The sequence below is a fragment of the Actinospica durhamensis genome (assembly GCF_018139695.1).
GTDB lineage: Bacteria > Actinomycetota > Actinomycetes > Streptomycetales > Catenulisporaceae > Actinospica > Actinospica durhamensis.
Genome location: NZ_JAGSOG010000022.1, coordinates 1 through 25,885, shown reverse-complemented (window position 1 = coordinate 25,885; position 25,885 = coordinate 1). Strand labels below are relative to the sequence as shown.

Genomic DNA, 25,885 nt, shown 5'->3' with positions numbered 1-25,885 from the left:
CCGGCTACTTCAGGCCGGTGGTGGCCACGCCCTGGACGAAGAAGCGCTGCAGGAGCAGGAAGGCGAGGGCGAGCGGGGTCAGCGAGATCGCCGCGCCCGCCATCAGCGCGGCGTGGTCGACGCCGGACTGGCTGGAGAAGAGGGTCAGCGCCGCGGGCAGGGTCTGCATCCTGGTCAGGCTGCTGATGACCAGCGGCCACAGGAAGTCGTTCCACAGCGCCGCGAACTGGATGATGAACAGCGTCGCCAGGATCGGCTTGGAGTTGGGCAGGATGATGCGCCAGTACACGGTGAACGAGCCGGCGCCGTCGATCCGCGCGGCCTCGTCGAGTTCGCGCGGCAGCTGCCGGAAGGACTGGCGCAGCAGGAAGATGCCCAGCGCGCTGGTGGCGCGCGGCAGGATCAGGCCCTGGTAGCTGTTGAGCCAGCCCAGGTGGAACAGCGTCAGGAACACCGGCACCAGGGTGATCTGGAACGGCACCATCAGCGTGGCCAGGATCAGCAGGAAGATCACGTTCTGGCCGCGGAAGCGCAGCCGGGCCAGCGCGAACGCCGTCATCGAGTCGAACAGCAGCAGCAACAGCGTGGTGCCGCCGGCGAAGACGAAGGTGTTGACGATCAGCTGGGTGAACGGCAGCTGGTCGAGCACCGCACGCACGCCGTGCAGGGTCCACTGGTCCGGCACGATCCGCGCGGGGTCGGCGTACAGGTCCGCGTTGGTGCGGAACGCGACGCCCAGCATCCAGGCGAAGGGCAGCAGGATCCCGAGCGCGCCGGCGATGACGACCAGCCAGGCCGCCGCGCCGCCGAGGGAGCCGAACAGGCGCAGGACGCGGGGCAGCGGGAGCGGCGACCCGTCCTCGTCGCGGGAGACGGAGGCCGTGATCGAGCGCTGCGAGGTGTCAGTCGTCATCGCGGTACCTCGCCACCCGCAGCTGCACGGCCGAGACCGCGAGGATGATGACGAACAGCACCCAGGCGATGGCGCTGGCGTATCCCATGTCGAATTCCACGAAGCCCTTCTGGTAGAGGTACATCACCACCGACTCGGTCGAGAAGATGGGCCCGCCGCCGGTCATCGCGAACACGAGGTCGAACAGCTGCAGTCCGGTGACCGTCGCGATCAGGCTGGTGAACAGCAGCGAGGGCCGCAGCGCGGGCAGCGTCACGTGCAGGAACCTGCGCCACGGGCCCGCGCCGTCCAGCGTCGCCGCCTCGTAGAGGTCGGCCGGGACCTGCTGCATCCCGGCCAGCAGCACGATCATGGTGAATCCGACGTTCTTCCACAGTCCGACCGCGATGACCGTGGGCAGCGCCAGGCTGGTGGACTGCAGCCAGTTCGGCGGCGAGGAGACCCCGAGGTCGGACAGCCACGCGTTGATCAGGCCCACCTGCGGGTCGAGCAGGAACTTCCAGATCACCCCCACCACGACCAGCGAGGCGATGTACGGGAAGAAGTAGGCGGTGCGCAGCAGCGAGGAGTACCAGGTGGTGCGCCGCAGCCGGGCGGCGATGGCCAGGCCGAGCACGACCTGGCCGACCGTCACGGCGGCGGTGTAGACCACGGTGACCCGCAGCGCGTTCCAGAACCGCGAGTCGTGCCACAGGGCGGTGTAGTTGCCCAGGCCCACGAACGGGTTGTCGGATGAGCCGATGGTCCAGTCGTGCAGGCTCATCCAGCCTGACTGCACGATCGGCTCGGCGATGAACACGGCGATGAGCACGAGGCTCGGTGCGATGAACAGGTAGGCGCTGTTGAACCGCCACCGCCTGCGCCGCGGGGGGCGGCCCGCCCGCGCGGGCGGGGGATGGAGCACTGCCATGGGACGAATTCCTCCGGTCTCGGATCACGCACTCGGCCGGGCCCGGGCGGCGGGGACGGGGCACCCGCCGCCCGGGAGCCGGGGTCAGCTGGTGCAGCCGGTCAGCTTGTCGATCTGCTGGGCGGCGGAGTTCGTGGCGGACTGCACGTTCGCCCCGCGCTCGATCTGCTGGATCATCGGCACGTACACGTCGCTGTCGATGCTGGTGGCCTTGGACTGTCCGGCCAGGTAGAGCCGGGCGTAGGGCAGCTCGGAGGCGAACAGGGAGACGGTGGCGTTGCCCGAGACGGAGCTGCCGAGGTCGGTGCGGGCCGGCGGGAAGCCGGAGATCTCGGAGAACTTGGCCTGCGCGGTCTTGCCGGTGTACCAGGCCAGGAACTGCTCGGCCTCGGCCGCGTGCGGGGTGGTGCGCTCGATCATCAGCGGCACGGTGGAGGCGAGGGTGACCTGGCCGGCCGAGCCGACGGGTATGGTCACCATGCCGAGGTTGATGCCCGCCGACTTGTAGCCCGCGGCCGCCCACGGGCCGTTGATCTCCATCGCGGCCTTCTTCGAGGAGAAGAGCGTGTCGGCGTCCGCGCCGGCCTGGCCGACCGGGCTGATGTGGTTCTGGATGACCAGCTGGCTCCACTGGGTCAGTGCCGCGATGCTGGCCGCGTCGTTCACGTCCGCGCAGCCGTTCGCGCCGACGATGTCGCCGCCGCTCATCCACTGCAGCACCGGCCACATCTGGATGGTGTTGTTGTCGGCCAGGGACAATCCGTACTGCGTGGTCTTGCCGCCGGAGCTCAGCGTGAGCTTCTTCGCGTCGGCGATGAACTCGGCCTCGGTGGTGGGCGCCGCCGTGATCCCGGCGGCCGTGAACATGTCCTTGTTGTAGTACAGGACGAGGGTGGCGTTGTTCGCGGGCACCGCGTACAGCTTCCCGTTGACGGTGAAGGCGTTGCGCACCGAGCTCGGGAACGCCGCGGCGTCGATCTGGTCGGTACCGGTGCCGGTGGCGTCGTCGAGCGGGAGCACCGAGTTGGTGCTGATGTAGTTGAAGATCGAGCCCGGGTCCGAGCTCGGCGTGGCAAGGTCCGGACCCTGCCCGGTGGCCCAGGACTCGGGCAGCTTCTGCGCGACGGTGGCCCAGGGCTCGACGCTCATGGTGACGTGGATCTTCGGGTGGGTCTGGTTGAATTCGGCGACCAGCGCCTGGTAGGAGGCCTCGTCCGGCCCGGTGAATCCGGTCAGCATGGTCAGCTGGACCACCCCGCCGCTCGATGTGCTCGCCACGCCGTTGTTGCCACAGCCGGCCAGCGTCGCGGCCGTGAGGGCCGTGAGGGCCGCGAGGGCGGCCGTGGCGCGCACGCGCCCGCGTCGACGAACTGAGTACATGGAAATCAAACTCCTTGTTTATGGGGCGGGGATCCGCGGCGATCGAGGTGCCTGGTGATGTGTTCCCGAGGTGCTGTGGTGCTGCCTTGCCGGTGTGCTGGTGATTCCGGTGGTGCGCGAGGGAAGGTTCGGGTGGGCGGCCGGCCGCGCCGAGGGCATGGCGGGGCATGCCGAGGGGTGGTCGCCGGTCGCGGCGGCTCGGTGAGTCGGGCTCGGTGAGTCGAGGGGTGCGGAGGTGGAGAAGGTGCGGTGCAGGCGGTGGCCTGAGGCCGCGTCAGCCGGTGGCGGCCGTGGTTCCGGTCACCGTCGGCGCCGCCGTCGGCGCCGGGTGTTCGCCGCAGGATTCGCGGACGACGAGCTCGGTCGGCAGCTCGGTGTGCGTCACTTCGCCGGCCACGCCGTCGATGAGGTCGAACAGCCGGTCCGCCGCGTGCAGCCCGAGCTGCTCGGCCGGCACCCTGACGGTGGTCAGCGCCGGCGAGGTCAGCCGGGAGACGCCGAAGTCGTCGTAGCCGACCAGCGCGATGTCCTGCGGCACGCGCAGTCCGCGCGAGCGCAGTTCGAGCAGCGCGCCGTAGGCCATCTCGTCGTTCGCGGCGAAGATCGCCTGCAGGTCCGACATGCCGTCGAGCAGCTGCGCGGCGCCGGCCCGCCCGGCCTCCTCGCTGAAGTCGCCGATCGCCAGCGTGTGCGCGCACGGTTCGGCGCACTCGGCGAGCGCGGCCCGGAAGCCCTCGTACCGGTCGAGCGCGGTCTGGTGCTCCAGCGGACCGCTGATGTGCCCGATCCGCCGCAGCCCGTGGTCCGCAACGAGGTGGCGGGTGACGGCGGCCGCTCCGGCGTGGTCGTCCACGCCGACCGAGACGGCCTGCGGCAGGTGCGGGTAGCGCCCGACCAGCACCACCGGGAGCCCGGTGTCGACCATGCGGCTGACGTTCGCGTCGTTCGAAGCCGCCGACGCGATGATCGCCCCGGCCGCGGTCTGCGACCGCAGGATCCGGTCGTACGCGGCCACCTCATGGCTCTGATCCGGGTTGGTGGAGACCAGCAGCCCGCTGTCATGCGCGTTGGCCGAGCTGGTCACGCCCACCAGCAGGTGCATGAAGTAGGGGTGTCCGAACACGTGCTGCGCCGTGTTGGGCACCACGACCGCGACCGCGGTGGCCCGCCCGGCCCGCAGCGCCCGCCCGGCCGAGTTGGCCACGTAGCCGAGCTCGCGCGCCGCGGTGCGCACCGCGTCCTTGGTCGCCCGCCCGATCCTCGGGTGGTCCGCCAGGGCCATCGAGACCGCGCTCGGCGAGACCCCGACCACCGAGGCGATGTCGCGCAGGGTGACAGGGGCGCGGCCCGCGGCAGTGCTCTTCGACGGGGGCTGCTTGGGCGGAGTGCTCAATCGTTTCACCGGTGACATCGGAGTGAGTGTCCTTACAGGCTAGCGGTCGGCGGTGCGGGCGGGCAATCCGCCGCACCGGGCGAGCAGCCGGACGCGGTGGCGGTCGAGCCGGGCAGCGCGTGCGCCGGGATCACCGGCGTGTCGCGGACCTGGGTACGGGCCGAGGGACGGGCCGCTGTGCGGGCCACCGGGCCGGCCGCGGGGTGCGCGGGGTCCGCGGAGGTGCCAGACGAGGTGCGAAACGAGGTGCGAAACGAGGTGCGAAACGAGGTGCCCCGTGCGTGCGGGTCTCGTCGCCGTACCGGATCCAAGCTCATGACCGCACCTCCAGTGTGTGCCGCGCCGCTGCGACCAACTTCGCTGAATCGATTGAGCAACTCGTCGACCGCGAACCCCCATAGAGCCGATCGGGGATGTTTCGTGAAGGTCTCGAAGTGCTCTAACGATTGAGCATGGGCGGGACTGTAGCCCAGTCGCCGGGCCGCGTCAACGCCCCGGCCGGGCCGGCCGGGGCGGGGCTCTCCGATCGGCAGGTCCGGCGCCACTCCTTCGAGTGGAAAAGGGGAACTCCGTCGCAGGGGCGCGATTCGATCCGTACCCGCTCCGGCATGATGAGCGGCCATCGATATTCCACCTTTGATCTGCACCACAAGACAGAAAGAGAAGGAGCGCCATGCCTGCTTCGCGACGGCGAGCAACGCCCAGAACACTCGGTTCCCTCGCGTGCGCCACGGCCGTGATGGCCGCGGCCTTGGCCGCCCCGGGCTCCGCCGCGGCGGCCGCGCCCGCGGCCCGGCACTTCCCCGCGCCGATCGGCATCGTCGACGCCACTCCGAACGAGCAGGCGGCGATCCTTTCCCGGATGACCTCGACGCACTCCAGGGTCATCGGCAACTACACCTACTGGATCGGCTTCATGAGCGGCGTGCCGGTCGTCGACGTGGCCGGCGGCGAGGACGACCCCGGCGCCGAACTGGCCACCTATCTCCTGGACACCGTCTTCCATCCCCGCGCGACGATCATGTCCGGCACCGCCGGGGCCGAGAACTCCCGGATCAACGTGGGCGACGTGGTGCTGAGCGGGCTGATCGTCGACAAGGAGGCGATCCACTACCACGACGGCGGCTGGCAGGGCCAGGACAACTCCATGGAGATCCACACCCCTCCGCACGGCACCATCGCGGGCGCCGTCGTGCAGAAGTACGACAACCAGTACCCGACGCCGGCGGACGCGTCGACCTACACCTCGACGAGCCATCCCGTGGACCCGAACTGGGCCCGGCTCGAAGCGCTCGCCGCACCGCTGCAGCTCGCCACCCTCGGGTCCCGCGCGTCCGGCCTGCTCGGGACGACGTCGATCGCCGACGCCACCGGCAACCCGGCCGCGAAGGGCACGGTCACGAACAAGACCGTCGTGGGGGCGATCGGCGACGCCGAGGTCTGGACCGAGCCGCTGAGCTGGATCGCCGCCCAGAACCTGCTCTACCAGACCGATGCCGAGGACAACGAGGCGATCGGTTTCGGATTCGCGAACGCGACGACCGGAACGCCGTGGATCCTGGTGCGCGGCATCTCGGACACCCCGTGGTATCCGAACGCCTATGACAATGTTCTGGCGACGGTCCGCGCCGCGACCGTGACCCGGTACATCGTCACGCACCTGCCTGCCCGGGTCGACCCCGCGCCGACCACGATCGCCGATCTGAGCCCGGTCGCCAACGCGCACATGGCCGGATATCTCATCGCCGACCAGGCCTATTACAACGTGACCCCGGTGACGAACGTGACGTACACCGACGGCGCCGGCACCACACACACGCTCACCGGCTCGTCCTTGGCGGCGCTGCAGAAGCAGTACGCACCGGGATCCGGCGACCTCGGCTAGGTTCCAGGCCGCCGGGCCTGCTGGCATAACCCGAAATATACCGGCGGCAAATGGAATTCGAACCGCGTATTCCTACCCTGTGTCTCGTCCCAGCCGTCGAACGAGACACAGGTGGCCATTCATGACCCGGATTCTCGCCCTCCAGCAGCTCGAAGCCGACCAGGCCGAGGCGTACCCCGATCTGTTCCCCTGCTTCAGCATCTACGCGAGCACCATCACCGTCGGGTACTGAGCAGCCTTCCCGGTGATCAACACTCTGGCTTACACGCTCGCGGGCGACGAGTACTACGCGCCGCTCGCGAGCGCGGCCGACCCCGGTCCGCGCTACGCACCCACCCTCGTCCCGCCCGGCTGGCAGAGCACCGCCCGGGACGTCTGGACGATGTGGAGCCGCCCGGAAGCTCCGCATGTGCCTCAGGGCTGGAAGATTCATGTCTCTGCGCAACTGGAGCGTGCGCCGCAGGTGCTGGACACCGTCGCGGAGATCTGTTTCGCGCAGCGGGTGCCGTTCAAGCATCTGTCCGCCAGGCTTTTCTTCCTGATCGTGCATCACAAACACGGTCACCGCGCCCAGGCCGGAAAGTTCTGCGCGATCTATCCGCCGGACACCGAGACGGCGCGGCTGCTGCTCGAGACACTCGCCGAGGCACTGCGCGAGGAGGACGGGCCGTACGTGCTCTCCGACCGCCGTTTCGGCGAATCGCGGACCGTGCACTACCGCTTCGGCGCGTTCGGCGGACGGTCCAGGCTGCTCGCCGACGGCACCCGGCAGGGTCTCGTGCTCGACGGCTCGGGACGCGAGGCCGTCGACCAGCGCCAGCCCTACTTCGTGCTGCCCGACGGGATCACCGACCCGTTCGTGGCCGAGGAGCCGGCGGCGCACGAGGGCTCGATCCTGATCCGCCACTACGAGATCGTCGGCGCGCTGCAGCCGAGCAACGCGGGCGGCACGTACAAGGCGCGCGACACCCGCAGCGGCAGGCTCGTGTTCATCAAGGAGGCGCGCGCCCACAACGGCCACCTCGGCACGGGATCGAGCGCCCAGGACCGGCTGCGTCACGAGTACGAGATGCTCAATGCCGTGCACGCGGCGGCGCCCGGGACCTGCCCCGAGCCGGTGGAGCTGTTCACCGAGTGGGAGCACGACTTCCTGGTCACCGAGTTCGTCGAGGGCGACCCGCTGCGCACCTGGATCAGCCGTTCGTCCGCGCTGGTCAGGGCGGGAAGGACGGCCGAGCAGTACGAGGCCTACTTCGCCCGCGCACGGGGTGTGCTGCGCAGCCTCGACGCGTCCCTGGACCGGCTGCACGCGCTCGGCCTGTGCTTCGGCGACCTGAGCCCCGGCAACCTCATCGTCACCGCGACCGGTGAAGCCAGGCTGGTCGATTTCGAGACGGCCTCGGCGACGGACGGCCCGCCGGTAAGACTCGGCACTCCGGGATTCGCTCCGCCGGCCGCGCTGCGTCGGGAGAACCCCGATCCGCTGCTGACGGACCGCTACGGCGCCGCCGCGATCGCCCTGGCGTTCCTCGCACCCTTCCACGACGTCGCCGAACGCGCCCCCGGCAACGTCGCGATGCTGCGCCACGATCTCGCGGCCTCGGCCATGCCGCCGGCCGACCTGTGGGCGCGGGCGACGGCGTTCCACCGCACTGACACCGACGCAGGCTCCAGCGGCCTCCCGTCGCCCGAGGACGTAGACGCCGATCCGCTGGGCTGCCTGCGCAGACTCGCTGCCGACACGGCGGCCGGGCTGCTCGCGACGGCGGACACCGACCGGCCCGACTGGGTCTTCCCGCCGCCCCCGCAGGCGTTCGGCACCAACACGGTGTGCGTGGCGTACGGGACCGCAGGGGTCGTGCACGCCCTGCACCGGGCCGGCGTGCCGATACCCGAGCTGATCGAGAAGCGGCTGCGGCGCGACGCGCTCGCTCTGCGCGAGGAACTCCCGCCGGGCCTGAACGTCGGCACCGCCGGAATCGCGCGCGTGCTCGCCGCGCTCGGGCACCTCGACGAGGCGATCGACCTGACTCAGGGTGCCGACGATCATCCGCTCACCGCGTCCTGCGCCACGCTGGCGGGCGGCCGGGCCGGAGTGGGCCTGACCTGGCTCGCCCTGCACCGGCTCAGCCGGGACGCGCGCCACCTCGAGCGCGCCGCAGCCGCGGGCGAGGCGATCCTCGCACTCGAGGACGTGCGCCCGGCCATCGGCGAGCACGACGCGCGCGGCCTGCTGCACGGCCGGTCCGGGCTGGCCCTGTTCCTCCATCAGCTCTCGGATGCGACGGGCGAGGAGCGCTACCGGGCGGCCGGGCTACGGCTGCTGTACGAGGAGCTCGACCGGACGTTCGTCCTGGACGACGGCTCACGCTCGATCGCGGACAACGCCGTGGTCAAGCGGGCCATGCCGTTCCTCGCCACCGGGGCCGCGGGCGTCGCCTCGGTACTGACGCACTATCTCGCCGCCGGCCCGGACGAGCGCCTCGCCGCCGCGCTGCCCCCGCTCGTCGCGGGCGCCGGTGTGTCGTCGTGCACGAAGGAGGCCGGGCTCTACGAGGGACTGGCCGGACTGACCTGGTTCCTGACCGAGCACGCCGACGCGACCGGCGACGCCGCGGACCGCGACACCGCCGTACGCTTCGCGACCGGGCTGGTGAAGTACGCGATCCCGCACACCCGCGGCGTCCGCTTCCTCGGCTCGCAAACCGCGCGCTTCAGCGCCGATCTGTCCAGCGGCGCCGCCGGCGTCCTGCTGGCGCTGCACCGCGTCCTCGACGGACCCGGTGACGACCTGTTCACCCTTCCCCACCCCAAGGAGATCCCATGACCGAGATCCTCGCCCTGCAGAAGCTGGAAGCCAACCCGGATGAATCGATCCCCTGCTTCAGCGTGAGCTGGAGTGGTTGGAGCGGCGTGACGGCGTAACACCTGGAGAAGACACCGGGTGTCCGCCGCGAACGGGCCGGGCCGCTGCCGCCCGGCCCGCTCCGCCGACCGCGCCGCGCCGCGCCGCGCCCACTACCATGTCCGAGATGACTGATTCTTCCCTAGAGGACCGCCTCGACCGACTCAACCGACTCGCCGCAGTCCGCACCTACGCCTGCGCCGCGACAGGCCGCCCGGTCGAGTCGATCACAGCCGTGACCCGGTTCTCCCACCTGGTCCCGCGACCCGTTGCCGCGCGCCCTTCAGCAACGCCTGCGCCACGCCGCCGACGCGCTGACCCAGAGCTTTGACGCCTCCCGACACGACGACGGCTTCAACTCTGCGGAGAGCCTCGCGCTCCTGCACGGCGACATCGGCCCCGGCAACCTGCTCTGGAACCCGCGCCCCTGCCTGATCGACTGGGAGTACACGCACCTCGGCGACCCCGCCGACGAGATCTCCTACACCTTCGACCAGAACGCACTCACCCCCGCCCAGCGCCAGGCGTTCTGGAATGGCTACCGGCAAGGGACACACAGCCGCGAACGCCTCGCCCACATCATCGAACGCACCGACTGGGCTTGGAAGCCCTGCTACATCAGGCCCCTTCGGCATCGAGCGGCAGAGTCTGAGAAATCAACGGGCAACGGCTCATCGTTGACGCCACCGAAGCGGCCGGACTCCACCTGGAGGGGGCGCGGGCGGAGTCATCTAGTCATCCGGATCCGGGGCGCGGCTCGAGGCTGTCGAAGAGCATGGACGTGAGGCGGCGGGCGCGCGGGGAGTCGGGGGGTTCGCCGGCATGGCGCAGGGCGTGGAAGGTGCCGGCCAGCGCTGCAATCAGGTCCTCGACGTCGATGTCGGTGCGGATCGTGCCGGCGTGCTGGGCGCGCCCGAGGAGTACGTCGAGGGCGGATCGAAGCCGCTCGGAGGCTTCCGGGTCGGTTTCCCTGATGTCGAACTCGGTGCCGGACAGGGCGCCTTTGAGCGGGGCGCTCAGTTCGGCTTCGGCCAGCATCTCAGCGAGCTGATCGCGCAGCGCGGCCGCGGGGTCCGGGGCGCTCGAGCGCTGTGACGCCTGCTCGACGATATGCCGCAGCCGGGATCCGGCGACGGCGGCGATCAGGGCGTCCTTGCTCGGAAAGTGCCGGTGCACGGTGCCCGGGCCGACGCCGGCGTGCCGGGCGATCTCGTCGAGCGAGACGGTGAGGCCTTCGGTGGCGAAGAGGGTTCCGGCGGAGTCGAGAATGCGCTGCCGGTTGCGCAGGGCGTCGGCGCGCAGCGGCCGGTGGAGCGGGTCCTTCGGCTCCTCGCGGGCGGTCACTGTACAAAGCGGGGCGTCGCCCCGTATCGTCGTCTGATAAGCGGGGTCACGCCCCGCATCCTACCGGCGGAGGTGGCCGTGGACTACGTCAACCTGGGGCGCTCGGGCCTGCGCGTCTCCCGGGCCTGTCTGGGCGCGATGAACTTCGGCACCGCAGCCGGGGCCCGCTGCCCGCAGGACGAGGCGCTGCGTATCGTCGACGCCTTCCTCGACGCCGGCGGGAACCTGATCGACACCGCCGACGTGTACGGCGACGGCCAGTCCGAACAGGTCGTCAGACGCGCGATCGCGGGCAGGCGGGACGCGGTCGTGCTGGCCACGAAGGGCTCAGGACCGCGCGGCCGGGGGCCCAACGACCGCGGTCTGTCGCGGGTGCATCTCACCCGCGCCCTCGACGCGAGCCTCAAGCGCCTCGGGACCGACTATGTGGACCTCTACCAGTGCCACACCTGGCACCCGGACACGCCGATCGACGAGACCATGAGCACGCTCGACGGCTTCGTGCGGGCCGGCAAGGTGCGCTACCTCGGCTGCTCGAACTACCCGGTTGGCCCGCTCATCGAGTCGCAGTGGGCGGCCGAGCGCGCCGGCGCGACCCCGTTCGTCAGCCTGCAGGCTCAGTACTCGTTGATCGCGCGCTCGATCGAGGCCGAGATCCTTCCGGCCTGCGACCGGCACGGCCTCGGCCTGCTCGCCTACTCCCCGCTGGCCGCCGGCATCCTGGCCGACCGGTACGAGCGCGAGCGGCAGCCGCCCGCGGACTCGCGCCTGCGGTACTGGCTCGAGTTCCCCAACCCCGCCGCCGGGGACGCGGCCCGCGCGATGCTGACCGACCGCAGCTTCGACATCGCGCAGGAGGTGGCGCGGGCGGCCCGCGAACTCGGCGCGACCAGCGCGGCCACGGCGATCGCCTGGCTCACCGCCCGACCCGGCGTCAGCTCCGTCATCATCGGCCCGCGCACCCTCGACCAGCTCCACGACAACCTCGCCGGGTTCGGCCTTGTTCTGCCCGCCGAAATGCGCCGTACCCTCGACGCCGCCTCGCTGCCGGCGAACGGCCCGGTGACCGGGATGCTCGTCGGCGGATGAACGGCGCCATCCCGGGCACTCGGAAACAGATCACCTGCAAGGGACGAGCGGCACGCACGACCCGAAGGAGTCTGACATGAGTACCAAGGACAAGGCCAAGAACGTCGCCGAGAAGGCCAAGGGCAAGGTCAAGGAGACGGCAGGGCGCACCACGGGTGACCGGTCGATGCAGGCCGAGGGCAAGGGCGAGCAGGTCAAGGCGGGCCTCAAGCAGGCTGCCGAGAAGGTGAAGGACGCGGCCAAGGACGCCACCGCGAAGAAGCCCGCTGCGAAGAAGCGCTGAGCCCGGGTGCTGCGGGACGGCGCGGGACGGCGTTCCTCGGCACCGAGTGGCAGTGCGACGTGCGGAGGGGGCCGACGGACTGGATCCGTCGGCCCCCTCCGCACGTCTCGGTGAGCACCCGTCAGGTTCCGGCCGCGTCCTCGGGTCTCACACGTGTCGGCGGCGACCCCGGCGTCAGATCGGCGGCGAGCAGGGCGATGTCGTCGTCCTTGTCCTTGCCGAACACGTCCAGGAGCCGATCGCACAGGGTCTCGAGGTCTTCCGGCCCGCTGCCCACCGCGTCCTCGAACTCGGCCAGGCTCACCGTGAGCTCGACGCGGCGGGTCTCGACGAGCCCGTCGGTGCACAGGACGAGGCGGGTGGGTCCGGTCAGTGCGAGGTCCGTCGCCTCGTAGCGGGCGCCGCCGAGGCCCAGCAGGCGCCCGTGCTCCCCGACGAATCCGATCCCCGCCTCGGTGATCAGCAGCGGCGGGATGTGGCCCGCGTTGGCGACGCTCAGGCGGCGGCAGTCCGGTGCGACCAGCACCAGGCACAGCGTGACGGTGGTCAGCTCGGCCTGTCCGCGATCGAGCATGGTGTCGAGCAGTTCGAGGACGGCCTCGGGCGGGTGGCCCTCGATCGCGTAGGCCCGCAGCGCGTGGCGCACCTCGCCCATCACGAGCGCGGCCTCGAGGGAGTGGCCGACGACGTCGCCGATCGCCAGCAGCAGGCCGCGATCCGTCTCGATGGCCTCGTAGAAGTCCCCGCCAATCTCCGCGTGGGCGCTCGCGGGGAGGTAGCGCACGGCGAGTTCGACCCCGTCGACGGCGGGCAGCCGGCGCGGCAGGAAGGAGCGCTGCAGGTCGAGCGCGAGCGCGTGCTCCTCGGCGTAGTTGCGCAGCGACTGCAGGGAGAGCGCGCAGGCCTGCGCCATCTGCATCAGCAGCGTGCGATCGTCCTCGAGCGGGGGCCGTTCGACCTCGATCGCCACGCACACCGGGGGACGCCCGCTGTGCGCGCGCACCGCGGCGACCAGCACCTCGCCGGTCACCCGGGGGCCGGGCACCAGCGCCCGCCAGGCCTCGCCCGAGAGCAGGGCGACGCGCGCGCCGGTGCGTGAGCCGAGGACGGCGCGGGCGATGCGTTCGAGCAGGGCCGCGGCGATCGGCTCGGAGACCAGCGGCACCTCCGGGCGCAGCTGGTAGGTGCGCACCGGGGCGCCGGACAGGCTCAGGTAGACGCTGGCCGACTGCGCGCCCATCACCTCGAGGGTGCCGCGGACGGCGGCGATCGCGAACCCGTCGAAGTCGGTGGCGCTGTGCAATTCGAGGGTGGCCTGATTGAGCGTCATCAGACGGCCGGCCAGCCGTTGCGCGGCGCGGCGGGCACGGGTGTAGCGCAGCACCGCGTCGAGCGTCGCGAGCAGTTCGCCGGGATCGATCGGCTCGGTGAGGTACGCGTCGGCGCCGCCGTGCAGTCCCTGGGTCCGGTCGGCGCCGGTGATGGACGTGGCCGAGAGGTGGATCACCGGCATGTCCGAGGTACGTTCCCCGGCCTTGATACGCCGGCAGAGTTCGAATCCGCTCATGTCGGGCAGCCCGACGTCGAGGACCGCGACCTCGGGCATGGCGGCGGCATCGGTGTCCGCGGCCGCAGCGGCCTCGGCGAGCCGGCTCAGGGCGTCGGTGCCGTCGACGGCCTCGGTGACCTGGTGCCCGGCCCGGCGCAGCCACTGCGTCACGAGGTACCGGTGGGACGCGTCGTCGTCGACGACCAGCACGTGGGAGCTCTCGCGCTGCTCGTACCCGCCCTCGATCACGGCTCACTCTCCTCGGGCGGCGTCAGTCCCAGCGCGCAGGCCAGGTCGCGCACGCCCAGCCGCTCCTTGGTCAGTACGGCGCGGGCGGGGCCCAGGCGTTCGCGTTCGATCTCCGTCACGGGCAGCCCGGTGAGGACCACGACCGGGATCGCGGCGAGGTCCTCCGCCGCCGCGAGCAGGCGCAGCGTCTCGTAGCCGTCGATGTGCGGCATGTCCAGGTCCAGGACGATCGCGGACGGGCGCGCCCGACGCGCGGCCTCGGGCAGTTCGGCCCCGTCGGCCACCTGCACCACGGTCTCGGCGATCCGCGCGAGCAGCGGGCGCAGCACGGCGGAGAAGGCGGGGTCGTCGTCGCAGCTGATCAGACACGGCACCCGGCTCGGCGCGGGGGCGGCGGGCAGAGCGCCGACAGGCAGGACCACGGCGACCCGGGTTCCGTTGCCGGGCGCGCTCGAGAGTATGAGGGTGCCGCCGAGCAGTTCCACGATCCGCCGCGCGTAGGGCAGCCCGAGCCCGGTGCCAGCGTTGCCGCGCTGGTGCGGCCCGCGCACCTGGTAGAACTCTTCGAAGACCCGCGCCTGTTCGTCCTCGGGGATGCCGACTCCGGTGTCCATGACGGTGATCTCGAGCCGGTCCGGGTCCTGCGGGCGCACTTCGATCCGCACCTGCCCGGACGTCGTGAACTTCAGGCTGTTGCTGATCAGGTTGCGCAGTGCGCGGGTGAGCATCGTCTCGTCGGTCACCAGCGCGGGCATCGACGCGGGATCGGGGAAGGCCAGGATTACCTCGGGCTGCGCGACCAGCGGGCGCATCACCGCCTCGAGCTGGGCCAGCAGCAGCCCGAGTTCCACCGGCGCGGGCTGCGGGACCAGCTGCCCGGCCTCGGCCTTGGCGACGTCGAGCAGGTCGTCCACGAGAGTGCGCAGCGTCTCCCCGGACGCCGCGATCAGCGAGACCTGCTCGCGCTGCTCGCCGCCGAGGACGCCGGGCCCGGCCTCGGCGAGCAGCCGGCTCAGGCCGATCACGGAGTTGAGCGGGCCGCGCAGCTCGTGGCTGACGTTGGCCCAGAACCGGGTCTTGGCCTCACTGGCCTCGCGCAGCTGGCGGGACTTGTCCTCCAGCTCGGTGTGCAGCGCGACGACGCCGGTATTGGTCTGTTCGAGCTCTGCCGAGAGCTCGGAGTAGAGGGCGAGGACGCCGGCGTTGGTCTGCGCGAGCTCCTCGTTGACCAGCTTCAGCTCCTCGCCCTGGGCGCGGGCCTCCTCGAGCGCCACGATCAGGTCCCTGGTCTGGGCGCGCAGGTCCTCCTCGCGGTTGGCGGCCGCGCGGTCGAGCAGCGCCGCGGCCACGCGGTCGGCGATCTCCGGGAAGCGCTCGGCGGGCACCGGGATCAGGTGGCGCAGCACGATGACGCCGCGCCGGCCGACGGACTGTTCACTCAGTTCGCGGATCAGACGGCGCACCGAACCCAGAGCCTCCACTGCGGGCGGCGGCCCCTCGGCCCATCGCAACGTGACCTCGAGCGCGGGCACGGGATCGGCCGCGAGGGATATCCGCACGGTCACCTCGGCGCAGCCGAGCCGGTCACGGCCGAGCTCGCTCAGGGCCGTGGCCAGCCGGATCTGGTCCTGCCGCTCCATCCCGACGATCTCGGCGATGGCCCGGCCGTCGCGGCGCAGCGCGAACACGTCGGGTTCGTTGGCCACGGCGGTCGCCAGGAGCACCTGCGGGGTGTTCACGGCGCGCCCACGGCCGCGCCGACGTTCCCGACCACCACGATGCCCGCGTCATCCCGGCGCACCGCGGACTCGCGCAGCAGATGGGCCGCGATGACGGTGCTCGAACACTGGAACAGGCCGGGCAGCGCGGCCGGGGCCCAGCGCTCGTTTAGCCCGTCGGAGTGCAGGATGAGGCCGGCGCCCTCGGGCAGCGCGGCTTCGAACACGCGCAGACGCGGCAGGTGGTGGCCGACGATGCCGGGGGCCGAGAGCAAGGTACCGCGACGTCCGTCCGCCACGGTGAACCCGCTGATGTTCCCGACCCCGCAGTAGCTCAGGCGCCGCCCGTCCGGATCGATCCTGGCCACCGCGACCGCGCCGCCGCGGGTGCCGCCGAGCGCGTGGTGCATCGCGGTGATCAGCTCTGCCGGGTCGGCGCCGGCGCTTCGGTGGAACGCGGTCACGGCCTGTGCGCTCGCGCGCGGCCAGCGGTCCGTGGCCGAGCCCGTCGCAGAGCATCACCAGGGTCGCGGCGCCGTCGGCCGCGCCCGTCCCCCGTGACGGTGCGGTAGCGGGCCGCACGGCCCATGCGTCGCCGCACACCTCCTCACCGCTCAGCGGCCGGGTCAGCCCGGCCAGCGCGGGTTCCGGGCACGGCGCGGCCACGTGCCGGTAGCCCTCAGGTCGCTCGCGAAAGCGGGCCACCAGCACGGTGCCGCGCCCCGGAAGGGAGAACACGTCGAAGGTGTCGGCCAACCGCTCGACCGCGCCGAGCCCGATGCCGAGGGTGCCCGTGGTGGAGACCCCGTCCTGCCGGGCGCCCGCGACGTCCGCCATACCGGGACCGTGGTCGATCCCGAGCAGCTCCACCGCCACGCCGCCGCCGCACTCCACCAGCCGCAGCAGCAGGGCGCCGTCGACGGCGTGTTTGTTGAGGTTCACGGCCACCTCGGTGACCGCGAGTTCGATCTCGCTCAGCCGCGCCGCGCGCAGGCCGATCCGCCGCCCCAGCTCCGCCGCGCCGCGCCTGGCCTGGGTGGCGAGCGTGGCCTCCTGGCGGATCCAGATGCCTTCCTGCGACCCGATCGGCAGCCCGGCCGTCACCGCGACCACTTGACCACCGTCACCGTCGTTCCCTCGTCCACGACCGTGCGCAGTTCGAACTCGTCGACCAGGCGGCGCGCGCCACTCAGGCCGAGGCCCATGCCGCTGCCCGAGGACCAGCCGTCGCGCAGCGCCAGGTCGATGTCCGGGATGCCGGGGCCCTCGTCGGTGAAGCTCAGCCGCACGCCGCGCCGGCCGTTGCGCTCGACGGGCAGGGCGCTCATCGTCCCGCCGCCGCCGTAGGACAGGGTGTTGCGCGCCAGTTCGCTGGCCGCGGTCACCAGCTTCGTCTGGTCCACCAGGGACAGGCCGCAGCCCACGGCCAGGGTCCGGACCAGCTGCCGGGCCCGCACCACGTCGTCGGAGGTGGCGATGAGCTGGATCCGGGTGCCTTCGGGGTCGAGCCCCGGGCTGGTCACCGCGCCGCCGGACCGGCCGACGAACGCTCGGCGAGGATCGCCAGACCCTGCTCCAGGTTCAGCGCCGTGCGCACGCCGCCGAGCGAGAGGCCGAGTTCGACCAGGGTGATCGCCACGGCCGGGCGCATCCCCACGACCACGGTCTCCGCGTCCAGCAGACGGCTGATCGAGGCGATGGTGGAGAGCATCCGCCCCACGAAGGAGTCGACGATCTCCGCCGCCGTGATGTCGATGATCACCCCGCGGGCACCGTGCCGCACCACGTGCTCGGCCAGGTCCTCCTGCAGGTTCATCACCGTCTGGTCGTCCAGGTCGGCCTGGATCGAGACCAGCAGGTTCCCGCCGATACGAAGGATCGGAAGGCGCTCGCTCACGCCGCGCTCCCCGCGCCGCCCAGCGCGCCGGGCGAGCGGCGCAGCGCGTGGCGCAGGGCGTCGGCCAGAGTCGCCTTCGTCACGATGTCGCCGAACTCGATCCCCAGCGCCACGATCGTCTGCGCGATCTGGGGCCTGATGCCGGACACGATGCACTCGGCACCCATCAGCCGGGCCGCCACCACCGTCTTGAGCAGGTGCTGGGCCACCTCGGTGTCCACCGCGGGCACACCGGTGATGTCGATGATCGCGTGCGCGGAGCCGGTGTCCACCAGCGCCTGCAGCAGCTTCTCCATGACCACCTGGGTGCGCGCGGAGTCCAGCGTGCCCACCAGCGGCACGCCGATGATCCCGTCCCACAGTTTGACCACGGGGGTGGAGAGCTCGAGCAGTTCCTCGGCCTGGGCGCTGATGATCTGCTCGCGGGTCGCCGCGTACGCGTCGACGGTGAACATGCCCAGATCGTCGGTCAGCCTGGCCAGCGCGAGGTAGGCCGCGACGTCCTCGGCCGAGCCCTCGTCGAGCAGCGGCTCGAGGCCCCGCTTGAGCGCGAACACGCCGATCGCGGTCTCGGCCGGGCTGAACCCCTGCCGGGCCCGGTTGCGCGATATCTCGTTGAGCAGCGCACGCACCTCGGCGTAGTGCTCGCCCGCCGCGTCCACCCCGCCCCGGCGCAGCGCCTCGAGGATCGCGCCGTACAGCTCGTGCAGCTCCTGATCGAGCTCGGTCCGGCTCACCCGGCGGGCGAGCGTGCTCGAGACCACCTCGATCCAACCCTGCGCGAGTTCCTCGCGCCGGGACGTCATGAGCTCAAGCAGGTGATCGGCAGATCTCTGATTCACTACGCCCTCATCCCTTCGGCTCACCGCCATTCGCGGGTGGCTCGCCGAGCCTATGTCAGCCCGGCCGTCAAGTTGATCGGCGGAGAAACGGCGAATCGGACAGGGCCCCGTTTGCCGCCGGTCGCACGGGTCACGCGCGCGTGTGACCGTTTCCCCCGCAGGCAAACGGTGGGAGTCGGGTCATTGAGAGTGATGTCACACACAACGTTCGGGCATAGCGCTGTGCATTGAGCCGAGTGCATTCAAAGGCCTGCCGACACGCTGCGCCCTATTCACGCCCTGTCTACGAACTCTGTTGATCCGGACTCGACTGGCCCGCGGTCGCGCCCGAAGTCGCGCACTGGGCGAACACGTGGCAGTACCCGTCGTCGGTGTACCGGACATCGGTGACCTCCACGGTCACGGCCGTCCCCGCGTGCGTCTCCTGATGCGCCGCCGCGGCGTGCAGCACGGTCGTGACGGCCTCCCGGGTGTCGTCGCCGGGTGTGGACCCGGGCACCGAAAGGCACAGCCGGCCCTCGGCGAAGGTCTCCGCGCGGGCGAACTGCCCGGCGAGCGCCGCGACGAGGGCAGGCGCGGGGTTGCGGATGTCGGCGTGCGGACGGATCACGACCTGGTAGGCCGTCACGGACGACCTGTCGATGACCTGCTGGCTCATCTGGTGAGTCCCTTTCCGTCGATGAGCGGACGACGCCGAGTGAACGGCGCTCCCTCGTGCCCCCTGAGCCCGCGCGCAAACTCAGCCCTCCGTCAGCGCGGCCCAGACCCCCTCGTACTGCCGTCGCGCCAGCTCCGTCTGTTCGTGGTCCTCGCCGTGGATCCGCTCGTACGCGTCGATGCACAGTTCGTACACCGGCAGCGCGCCGCGCAGGTCCCCGGCCGCGCAGTGGCAGCCGGCCAGCAGGTGCAGCGCGGCCGCGGACTCCGGATGGTCCGGACCGTACGCGGCACGGTAGTTCGAGACGCACTGCCGGGCCAGGTCGATCGCACGCTCGTGCTGTGCGTCCGCGCTGACCGCGAGGGCGAGGTTGACCAGGGTGGCGAGCGTGTGCGGGTGCCGCAGGCCGAGCAGTTCCAGCCGGGATTCGAGGGCCGCTTCGAGCAGCGGGACGGCCTCGTCGAACCGGCCGGCCTCGAACAGCGCGTAGCCGAGGTTGTTGCGGGCGGTGAGGGTCTCGAGGTGATCATGGCCGAGCACGCGTTCGTGGTCGGCGAGCGACCGGCGGTGCAGCGCGAGCCCGCGGTCCTGCTGCCCGGCCCGCCGCAGCAGCTGGGCGAGGCCCTGTTGCGCGGCGAGCGTGTGCGGGTGGTCCGGGCCGAGGGTCGAGACCCGCTGCGCGATGATCTGCTCGATCATGGCGACGACCGCCGCCGGATCCTGTTCCTCGTCCTCGCCCTCGAAGGCGGGTTCCTCGTCCTCGTCCCGCGTTCGCTCGGTGGCCGGGGTGTCGGCGTCCGGCGGGTTCGCGGCCAGAGCGGCGGCGAGCACGGCGGCGAGGGCCGGTGACGCCTCGGGTTCGGAGTCGTCCGCGGCCGTGTCGGAGGCCGGAGTATCTGCCACCTCCTCGCCCGCGAGCTCGCGCAACTGCCGGGTGAACTCCCGCGCTTCCGCGGCCGACCGCTGATAGGCCGCCGGGAGTTCGTCGGCGAGCTGCTGATAGAGCGCGGCCGCCTCGGCGGCGGCCCGCGCCCCTTCGGCGTACACCTGCCTCGCCGCCGCGTCGGCGGCCTGTTCTGCGGCCGCCATCGCGACCGTGGCGCTCATCCGCAGCGCACGGGCCAGATTCGGGCGCTGTGCGGCGGCCCCGCGCAGGGCGCCCACCGCTTCATCGACGAGGGCGCGGGCCTCGTCGTGCCGACCGCTCTTGGCCAGCAGTCCGGCGCGGTTGACGAGCAGGAACGCGAGGCCCGGGCCCTCGGCAGGGTTGCCCCGCACCGCCTCGCGCATCGTCTCGAGGCCCTGTCTGCCGAGTTCCAGGGCGGCGTCGTGCTCCTCCAGCGCGTAGAGCGAAATGCTGATATTGCTCAGGGCCTGGGCGAGCCTCGACGCGTACGCACCGGGATTCGCCGCATGCAGGAGACGGAGCATCTCGATGCCCTCCCGCTCCACCTCGACGGCCTCGGCCAGGGCGCCGGCCTCGTCCAGACTCGCGCCCAGCATGCCGAGTGCCCGGGCGAGAATCGACGCGTGCGCCGCCGGTTCGGCGGCACTGAGCTCACGCAGCAGCGTGACGCCGCGCCGCTGCACCTCGAGCGCCTGGTCGTGCAGGCCGACGCGGTGCAGGCTCACACCGAGGCTCAGCAGCGACTCGGCCAACGGCGCCTGATACGTGGCCGGGTCGGCCGCCGCAAGCCGCCCGCGGATCTCGACCGCCTCGACGCTGAATTCGAGCACTGTCTCCACATGGCCGAGCGAGGCGTGGACCGCCGCCACGTTGGCGAGCGCCGTGGCGAGTCTGGGCTCATAGACACCGTGCCGCTGCGTGGCCAGGCGGCGAAAGACCGCCACGGCCTCCAGCGCAAGGCCGAGCGCCTCCTCACCACGTCCGACGTCGTTGAGCGCGACGGAGAGGTTGATCGTGTCGGCGGCGGCCTCCGCCTCGAAGGCCGCCGGGTTGGCCTCGGCCAAGCGGCTGCTCACCGCCAGCGCCTCGGCGGCGGGCGCGACGGCGTCCGCCAACCGGCCCACCTCGCGCATCCGCACCGCGAGATTCGTCAGCGATGCGGCGAGATCCGGCAAGCCGAACGCCGGATTGCGCTCGGCGATCGTGCGCCGGATCCGCACCGACTCCTCGGTGACGGGCAGTGCCTCGGTGTGCCGCCCCACGCCGGCGAGGGTGATGCCGAGGTTGGACAGGATCATCGCGAGCTGAGCTTCATGCCGACCGGCGGCCTCGACCCGGGCGGCCCGATCGGTGTCCGTCTCCGACCGGCCGGCCGCGCCGGTCTCGAGGGAGATCGCGCGGCGCATCGTTACCTCCGCTTCCCGTGCGTTCGTCAACGCCTCGTCGAACCGCTGGGCCTGAGTCAGCCGCATGGCGAGGTTCGAGAGCAGGGCCGCGAAGTCGGCGGTGCGATGGACCGGATCGCTGAGCACCGCGGGTCGCATCATCGCCACGGCGAGCTCGCTGGCGCGCACCGCACGGGCCGTGTGGCCCGCCTGTGCGTAGTAGACACCGACGTTGGACAGGGACGCGGCGAGTATCTCGCCGAACAGCTCCCGATCCATCGCGGCGAGCCTGCGGACGATCGCGACCACCTCGTCCGCGGCGGCCAGTGCCTCGTCGTCGCGCCCGGCGCGCCAGCACCGTGAGCTGAGCCGCTCCAGCAGCCGGGCGCGCTCGAACGGATTGACGTTCTCCTGCAGCAGTTCGGCGGTCAGGCGCGCGCAGACCTCGGCGATGCCGGCGTCCAGATCCACGTTGCGCTCCGTCGGCACGAGTGCTTCGAGCGAGGCGAGGACGGCGCGGTGGTCCGGGTGCATAGGCCGACCGGAACCGATCTCGGCCAGCGCGGTCAGGGCCGCGGAACCGGCATCGAGGGCGGGCCGCGGATCGGCCCGCAGCAGCGGATAGAGGTGCGTCGGTCCGACGTGCGGCCAGCGGTCCGCCGCCGCGGCCAGGAAGGTGACGGCGCGCGCGGTGTACTCGCGCGCCGCGCCCGTGTCCGAGCGGGCCAGCAGGGCCGGGGCCGCACCGACGGCCCATGGGTCCGGGTCGTAGCCGGTCACGTCATGGCCGGGCAGCAGCAGGGCGAGGAAGTCCTCGGCCAGCCGGTCGGGGGCCAGCGCTTCGAACACGAGCGCGCGGTCCGCCGGCGGGTAGCACACCCGGTGGTCCGCCAGCAGGCGCTGCGGGTGGACTTCGAGGTCGAACCGACGCAGTGTCCGCTCGCCCTGCGCGTACGGCATCGGCCCGGTCAGCGCGGCGGTGAACACGGCCCGGCCCATGACCGTCGGCGGGGACTTGTACTCCCGGTCCTTCGTCCCGCTCTGGTAGTAGCGCTGCCAGGACGCGTACTCGCGGTCGAGAAGATACGCCGAGAGGCCGTGCAGATCTTCCGGAGCCGCGTCCCCGCGCGAGGCGGCGTCGACCCCGGCCAGCGCCGCCATGTGCAGCGTCAGCACCGACCCGTAGCCCGCTCCGCCGCCCGCACCGCCGTCCCCCGGCGCGACCTGCGGCCGCAGAGCGTCGTCGAGTCCGTACAGATCGGGCGCGGCGAAGCGGTCCCAGGCCTCGTGGAACGCGTCCAGCCGCTCCTCGGGCATGGGCGCCAGCGAGCCGAGCCGGTGATCGGTGGTCAGGGTGCGGCGGACTTCGGCGAGTTCGCCGCGCACCGCCGGCCACCAGCCGACGCCGCGGGCCAGCAGCAGCACACGCAACCGGCCCTCAACGCCCTGCACCCGCGGATCGGCGAACAGGGTGAGCAGGTCGCCGTGCGCCCAGCGATCCGCGTAGTCGACGACGAGCAGCAGCCCGGCGTCCGACCCCACGGGCTCTGCGCGCTCGCCGGGCCCGCTCGCACCTCGGGCCTACCGCGCGTGCAGAACCGTCCAGCCGAGTTCGACGCACTGCGCCGCGAACCGCGCGGCCAGACGCGACTTGCCCTGGCCTCCGTGGGCGTGCACGAGGTGGTGGCGCTCGGCCGCGGCGTGATCGCGCCACTCGGCCAGCAGGCCCAACTCCTCGACCCGGCCGCGGAAGGGCACGATGGCGTTGCGCGCGTCCAGCAGCCGGCTCGGCTGCCGCCGCAGCCAGGCCGCGTCGCCGCCGCCGGCCTCGTCGCCGCCGACCAGCTCGTACGGAGGCTCGGCACCGTAGTAGTTGGTGACATACGCCCGCGCGTTCGGCCCCTGCGCCCCGGCCGCCCCCGGCTCGACGTGCTGATCGTAAGACACCTGATACCGTCCAGGAATTCCAGGAAGACCCGAAAGAGAATCCGCTCGCGCCGTGCGCGACCCCGCCCACCACGCGCTCCGCGCGTCCTGAAGCCACCGCGCCTATAGTATCGCTGACGCCGCATCAGAGGGGGCCCCGTGGATCCGTCGCTCGCGGAACTCGACACCGTCGCACGCCTCGCCCAGCCCTATCTCGTCGCGGCCCTGCGTTCCCTCGGCGCGAAGGTGCTCGACCACGCCGAGGACGCGGCGGCCGAAGGTGCCACCGACGCCGCCGACCGCGCCGGACGCCGGCTGTGGCGCCTCGTCGCCCGCCGCCGCGGCGCTCGCGCCGAACTCGACGCCGCCGTCCGCGACGTGCAGAGGAACCCCGACTTCCCGGACTACGAGACCGTCCTGCGGATGAAGCTGGTCGGCCTGCTCAAACAGGACCCTGAACTACTCCGGGAACTGCGCGCCGCCCTCGACGAGGTCGAGCCCCAGGCCACCTACCGGATGACCGTGAGCCGGGGCTCGGCCGGCGCCCAGGGACCCGGCGCCCAGGCGTACGTGATCAACCAGGCCGCGCCGAGCACGGCCGACCGGCCGCCGCACGACGTGCGGGACTGAACCGAGTCGAAACGAAGTCTTCGAATACAGTTTCTTTCAGTGCTCTACCATCGGGCGCTATGGGGAATCCTGGTCGGGGCGGGGCACCGGGCGGAGACGGAAGTAGTGCGTCCGGAACGCCTGGAGCAGAATCAGAGCACGAAGTCGGACCGGGCTCGTCGGAGTCAGGGCCCGAACTCGAGTCCGCCGCACGGCATCCGGCGGAGCACTACATCGTCTGCGGGGCCAACACGCTGGCGCACCGGCTGGTGGTCGAGCTGACCGAGCAGTACGACGTGCCGGTGGTCGCGGTGGTGCCGAGCCGGGATCTGGACCACGCACCGCAGATCGGGCGGCTGCTCGGGGAGGCCGCGGTCGTGGTGGCCTCGACGATCACCGAGGAGGTGCTGCACGCCGCGGGGGTGACGCGGGCTCGCGGGATCGCGCTCGTGGACGGTGACGACCAGAGCAACATCCACGCCGCGCTGCGGGTGCAGGCGCTGAACGAAGACGTCCGCGTCGTGCTGCGGATCTACAACCCGCGGCTGGGCGCGCACGTCGAGCGGCTGCTGAAGAACTGCAGCGCGCTCTCCCGGTCCGCCACCGCCGCGCCCGCGTTCGTCAACGCCGCGCTGCGCCGGCCCAACTCGGTGCGGGTCGGCAGCCGGGCGGTGAGCGTCGAGATCGGGGCGACGGGCGAGCGCGAGGACTTCCTGTGCACGGTGGCCGACCGGATCGACCGGCAGGACCTGACCCGTATCCGGATGCTGCCGGACTCCCCCGGCCCGGCCGCGATCTGGATCGGCCGGACGGAGCGGCAGCAGCTGGTCGAACCGGGTACCCGGGCGGTGCTGCGGTTCGTGGACGAGGAGCCGAAGCCGGTCTTCTCCCCCGGCTCCCGGCTGCTGTGGCGGCTGATCGACATGGTGCGCTTCTTCACCGGCGTCCAGCTGCGGATGGTGCTGCTCGGCTCGGTGCTCGCGGTCATCGGGTCCTTCGTGCTCATCTGGGTGCTGGCCCGGCCGTTCGCCTGGGCAGTGTACCAGACGCTGCTCGACCTGGCCGGCTCCGCGGTGCCCGACGTCTACGGCCAGCCCGGCTCGGCCGGGGTCGGCGGGGGCTGGCAGCGGGTGGCCCAGGTGGCCATCACGCTCAGCGGGGTGCCGCTGATGGCCGTGGTGACCGCCGTCCTGGTCGAGAACGCCGCGTCCCAGCGCCGCACCGCCCCGCGCCAGCCGAGCCGCGGCGTGCGCGGGCACGTGGTCGTGATCGGCCTGGGCAACGTCGGCACCCGGGTCGCGACCCTCCTCCAGAGCCTCGGGATCCCGGTGGTCTGCGTCGAACGCGACGTCTCGCTGCGCGGCATCCTGGCGATTCAGGCGCTGGACATTCCAGTACTGACCGGCGAGGCGCCGCTCGAGCACCATCTGCGCCAGGCTCGGGTGCACCGCGCCCGCGCGGTGATCGCGCTGACCGGGGACGACGCGGCCAACCTGGAGGCGTGTCTGGAGGCGCGGGCCATCGCCCCGGACGTGCGCATCGTGCTGCGCCTGTTCGACGACGACTTCGCCGCGCACCTCTACCAGTCCTTCACCAACGCGGCCTCGCGCTCCGTCTCCTACCTGGCCGCCCCGGCCTTCGCCGCGGCGCTGATGGGCCGTGAGGTGCAGGGCACGCTCTCGGTGCACCGGCACGTGGTGCTCATCGCCGAGTTCGTCGCCGAGGAGGGCTCGGAGCTGGTCGGGCGCACCCTGCGCGACATCGAGGTCCCCGGCGAGATCCGGGTGATCGCGGTGCGCTCCCCCGCCGCGCGCGACTACCTCTGGCGACCCGACCACGGCCGGCACATCGGCGCGGGCGACACGTACGTGCTGCTCACCACGCGGGCGGGCCTTGGCCGGCACACCGGGCGGGTCACCCGGGCGCTCGCGCACCCCGAGCTGTCCTGAGCCCCGGAGCCCACCGGGCCGCCCGTGCGCCCCGCGCGCCCCCGCCCACGTTCATAAAACCGTCATGAGACGGGTGCCCCTGGGTAATCAATAC

The 25,885-nt window shown here is 71.9% G+C and carries 22 protein-coding genes and 1 pseudogene; 8 read left to right on the top strand and 15 right to left on the bottom strand.

Annotated elements, in window-relative coordinates:
• Positions 1-4: 4 nt before the first annotated feature.
• From KDL01_RS07440 to KDL01_RS07425, 4 genes are all read right to left on the bottom strand, one after another.
• Entirely contained in the window at positions 5-913 is a 909-nt protein-coding gene (locus tag KDL01_RS07440) for a carbohydrate ABC transporter permease (RefSeq protein ID WP_212527613.1), read from the bottom strand.
• Positions 903-1,823, bottom strand: a complete 921-nt coding sequence (locus KDL01_RS07435) for a carbohydrate ABC transporter permease (RefSeq protein ID WP_212527612.1) — start codon at positions 1,821-1,823, stop codon at positions 903-905. Before KDL01_RS07435 ends, KDL01_RS07440 begins: the two co-directional genes overlap by 11 nt.
• Before the next feature lie 84 nt (positions 1,824-1,907).
• Positions 1,908-3,203 (bottom strand): extracellular solute-binding protein, encoded by a 1,296-nt coding sequence (locus KDL01_RS07430; protein WP_212527611.1) that lies wholly within the window; start codon positions 3,201-3,203, stop codon positions 1,908-1,910.
• Between the two features lie 274 nt (positions 3,204-3,477).
• Entirely contained in the window at positions 3,478-4,605 is a 1,128-nt protein-coding gene (locus KDL01_RS07425) for a LacI family DNA-binding transcriptional regulator (protein WP_212527610.1), read from the bottom strand.
• A 664-nt stretch (positions 4,606-5,269) separates the two neighbouring features.
• Between KDL01_RS07425 and KDL01_RS07420 the strand changes: the two genes are divergently transcribed.
• The 4 genes from KDL01_RS07420 to KDL01_RS45855 all read left to right on the top strand — a co-directional run bounded on the left by KDL01_RS07420 (position 5,270) and on the right by KDL01_RS45855 (position 10,171).
• Positions 5,270-6,481 (top strand): 5'-methylthioadenosine/S-adenosylhomocysteine nucleosidase family protein, encoded by a 1,212-nt coding sequence (locus tag KDL01_RS07420; protein ID WP_212527609.1) that lies wholly within the window; start codon positions 5,270-5,272, stop codon positions 6,479-6,481.
• A 244-nt stretch (positions 6,482-6,725) separates the two neighbouring features.
• A complete protein-coding gene (gene lanKC, locus KDL01_RS07415) occupies positions 6,726-9,308 on the top strand; it encodes a class III lanthionine synthetase LanKC (RefSeq protein WP_212527608.1) in 2,583 nt (860 codons plus the stop codon).
• Positions 9,305-9,406: a class III lanthipeptide gene (locus tag KDL01_RS07410; protein WP_212527607.1), complete on the top strand. Its 102-nt coding sequence runs from the start codon at positions 9,305-9,307 to the stop codon at positions 9,404-9,406. Before lanKC ends, KDL01_RS07410 begins: the two co-directional genes overlap by 4 nt.
• Before the next feature lie 249 nt (positions 9,407-9,655).
• The gene (locus tag KDL01_RS45855) at positions 9,656-10,171 is read left to right on the top strand and encodes a phosphotransferase family protein (protein ID WP_212527606.1); all 516 of its coding nucleotides are present in this window, start codon (positions 9,656-9,658) and stop codon (positions 10,169-10,171) included.
• On the opposite strand, the gene KDL01_RS07400 is transcribed toward KDL01_RS45855, so the two are convergent.
• The gene (locus tag KDL01_RS07400; RefSeq protein WP_212527605.1) at positions 10,122-10,730 is read right to left on the bottom strand and encodes a TetR/AcrR family transcriptional regulator; all 609 of its coding nucleotides are present in this window, start codon (positions 10,728-10,730) and stop codon (positions 10,122-10,124) included. The genes KDL01_RS45855 and KDL01_RS07400 overlap by 50 nt on opposite strands.
• Positions 10,731-10,808: 78 nt before the next feature.
• On the opposite strand from KDL01_RS07400, the gene KDL01_RS07395 reads away from it, so the two are divergent.
• Complete coding sequence (locus KDL01_RS07395; protein WP_212527604.1) at positions 10,809-11,819, top strand: aldo/keto reductase; 1,011 nt, start codon at positions 10,809-10,811, stop codon at positions 11,817-11,819.
• A gap of 76 nt (positions 11,820-11,895) precedes the next feature.
• Positions 11,896-12,102 carry a CsbD family protein gene (locus KDL01_RS07390; RefSeq protein ID WP_212527603.1) on the top strand — a complete coding sequence of 69 codons (207 nt, stop codon included), beginning with the start codon at positions 11,896-11,898 and terminating at the stop codon, positions 12,100-12,102.
• Positions 12,103-12,223: 121 nt separating this feature from the next.
• Here KDL01_RS07390 and KDL01_RS07385 read toward each other — a convergent pair whose 3' ends face one another.
• The 10 genes and pseudogenes from KDL01_RS07385 to KDL01_RS07340 all read right to left on the bottom strand — a co-directional run bounded on the left by KDL01_RS07385 (position 12,224) and on the right by KDL01_RS07340 (position 23,254).
• Positions 12,224-13,900 (bottom strand): SpoIIE family protein phosphatase, encoded by a 1,677-nt coding sequence (locus tag KDL01_RS07385; protein ID WP_212527602.1) that lies wholly within the window; start codon positions 13,898-13,900, stop codon positions 12,224-12,226.
• On the bottom strand, positions 13,897-15,639 hold the full coding sequence (locus tag KDL01_RS07380) for an ATP-binding protein (protein ID WP_307846162.1): 1,743 nt from the start codon (positions 15,637-15,639) through the stop codon (positions 13,897-13,899). The genes KDL01_RS07385 and KDL01_RS07380 overlap by 4 nt, the downstream gene beginning before the upstream one ends.
• Entirely contained in the window at positions 15,636-16,082 is a 447-nt protein-coding gene (locus KDL01_RS07375) for a SpoIIE family protein phosphatase (protein ID WP_212527601.1), read from the bottom strand. Before KDL01_RS07375 ends, KDL01_RS07380 begins: the two co-directional genes overlap by 4 nt.
• Before the next feature lie 292 nt (positions 16,083-16,374).
• A pseudogene (locus tag KDL01_RS45850) lies at positions 16,375-16,722 on the bottom strand (ATP-binding protein); the annotation flags it as partial.
• Positions 16,719-17,141, bottom strand: a complete 423-nt coding sequence (locus KDL01_RS43145) for an ATP-binding protein (protein ID WP_212527599.1) — start codon at positions 17,139-17,141, stop codon at positions 16,719-16,721. The gene KDL01_RS43145 and the pseudogene KDL01_RS45850, both read right to left, overlap by 4 nt.
• The gene (locus KDL01_RS07360) at positions 17,138-17,515 is read right to left on the bottom strand and encodes an STAS domain-containing protein (protein WP_212527598.1); all 378 of its coding nucleotides are present in this window, start codon (positions 17,513-17,515) and stop codon (positions 17,138-17,140) included. Before KDL01_RS07360 ends, KDL01_RS43145 begins: the two co-directional genes overlap by 4 nt.
• The gene (locus tag KDL01_RS07355) at positions 17,512-18,321 is read right to left on the bottom strand and encodes an STAS domain-containing protein (RefSeq protein WP_246576084.1); all 810 of its coding nucleotides are present in this window, start codon (positions 18,319-18,321) and stop codon (positions 17,512-17,514) included. Before KDL01_RS07355 ends, KDL01_RS07360 begins: the two co-directional genes overlap by 4 nt.
• A gap of 319 nt (positions 18,322-18,640) precedes the next feature.
• Entirely contained in the window at positions 18,641-19,015 is a 375-nt protein-coding gene (locus KDL01_RS07350) for a hypothetical protein (RefSeq protein WP_212527596.1), read from the bottom strand.
• An 81-nt stretch (positions 19,016-19,096) separates the two neighbouring features.
• On the bottom strand, positions 19,097-22,849 hold the full coding sequence (locus KDL01_RS45150; protein ID WP_212527595.1) for a tetratricopeptide repeat protein: 3,753 nt from the start codon (positions 22,847-22,849) through the stop codon (positions 19,097-19,099).
• A 39-nt stretch (positions 22,850-22,888) separates the two neighbouring features.
• Positions 22,889-23,254, bottom strand: coding sequence for a hypothetical protein (locus KDL01_RS07340; RefSeq protein WP_212527594.1), 366 nt, complete (start codon positions 23,252-23,254; stop codon positions 22,889-22,891).
• 138 nt (positions 23,255-23,392) lie between these two features.
• On the opposite strand from KDL01_RS07340, the gene KDL01_RS07335 reads away from it, so the two are divergent.
• Both KDL01_RS07335 and KDL01_RS07330 read left to right on the top strand, forming a co-directional pair.
• Positions 23,393-23,863, top strand: a complete 471-nt coding sequence (locus KDL01_RS07335; protein WP_212527593.1) for a hypothetical protein — start codon at positions 23,393-23,395, stop codon at positions 23,861-23,863.
• Positions 23,864-23,922: 59 nt separating this feature from the next.
• Positions 23,923-25,791, top strand: coding sequence for an NAD-binding protein (locus KDL01_RS07330; protein WP_212527592.1), 1,869 nt, complete (start codon positions 23,923-23,925; stop codon positions 25,789-25,791).
• Positions 25,792-25,885: the final 94 nt, after the last annotated feature.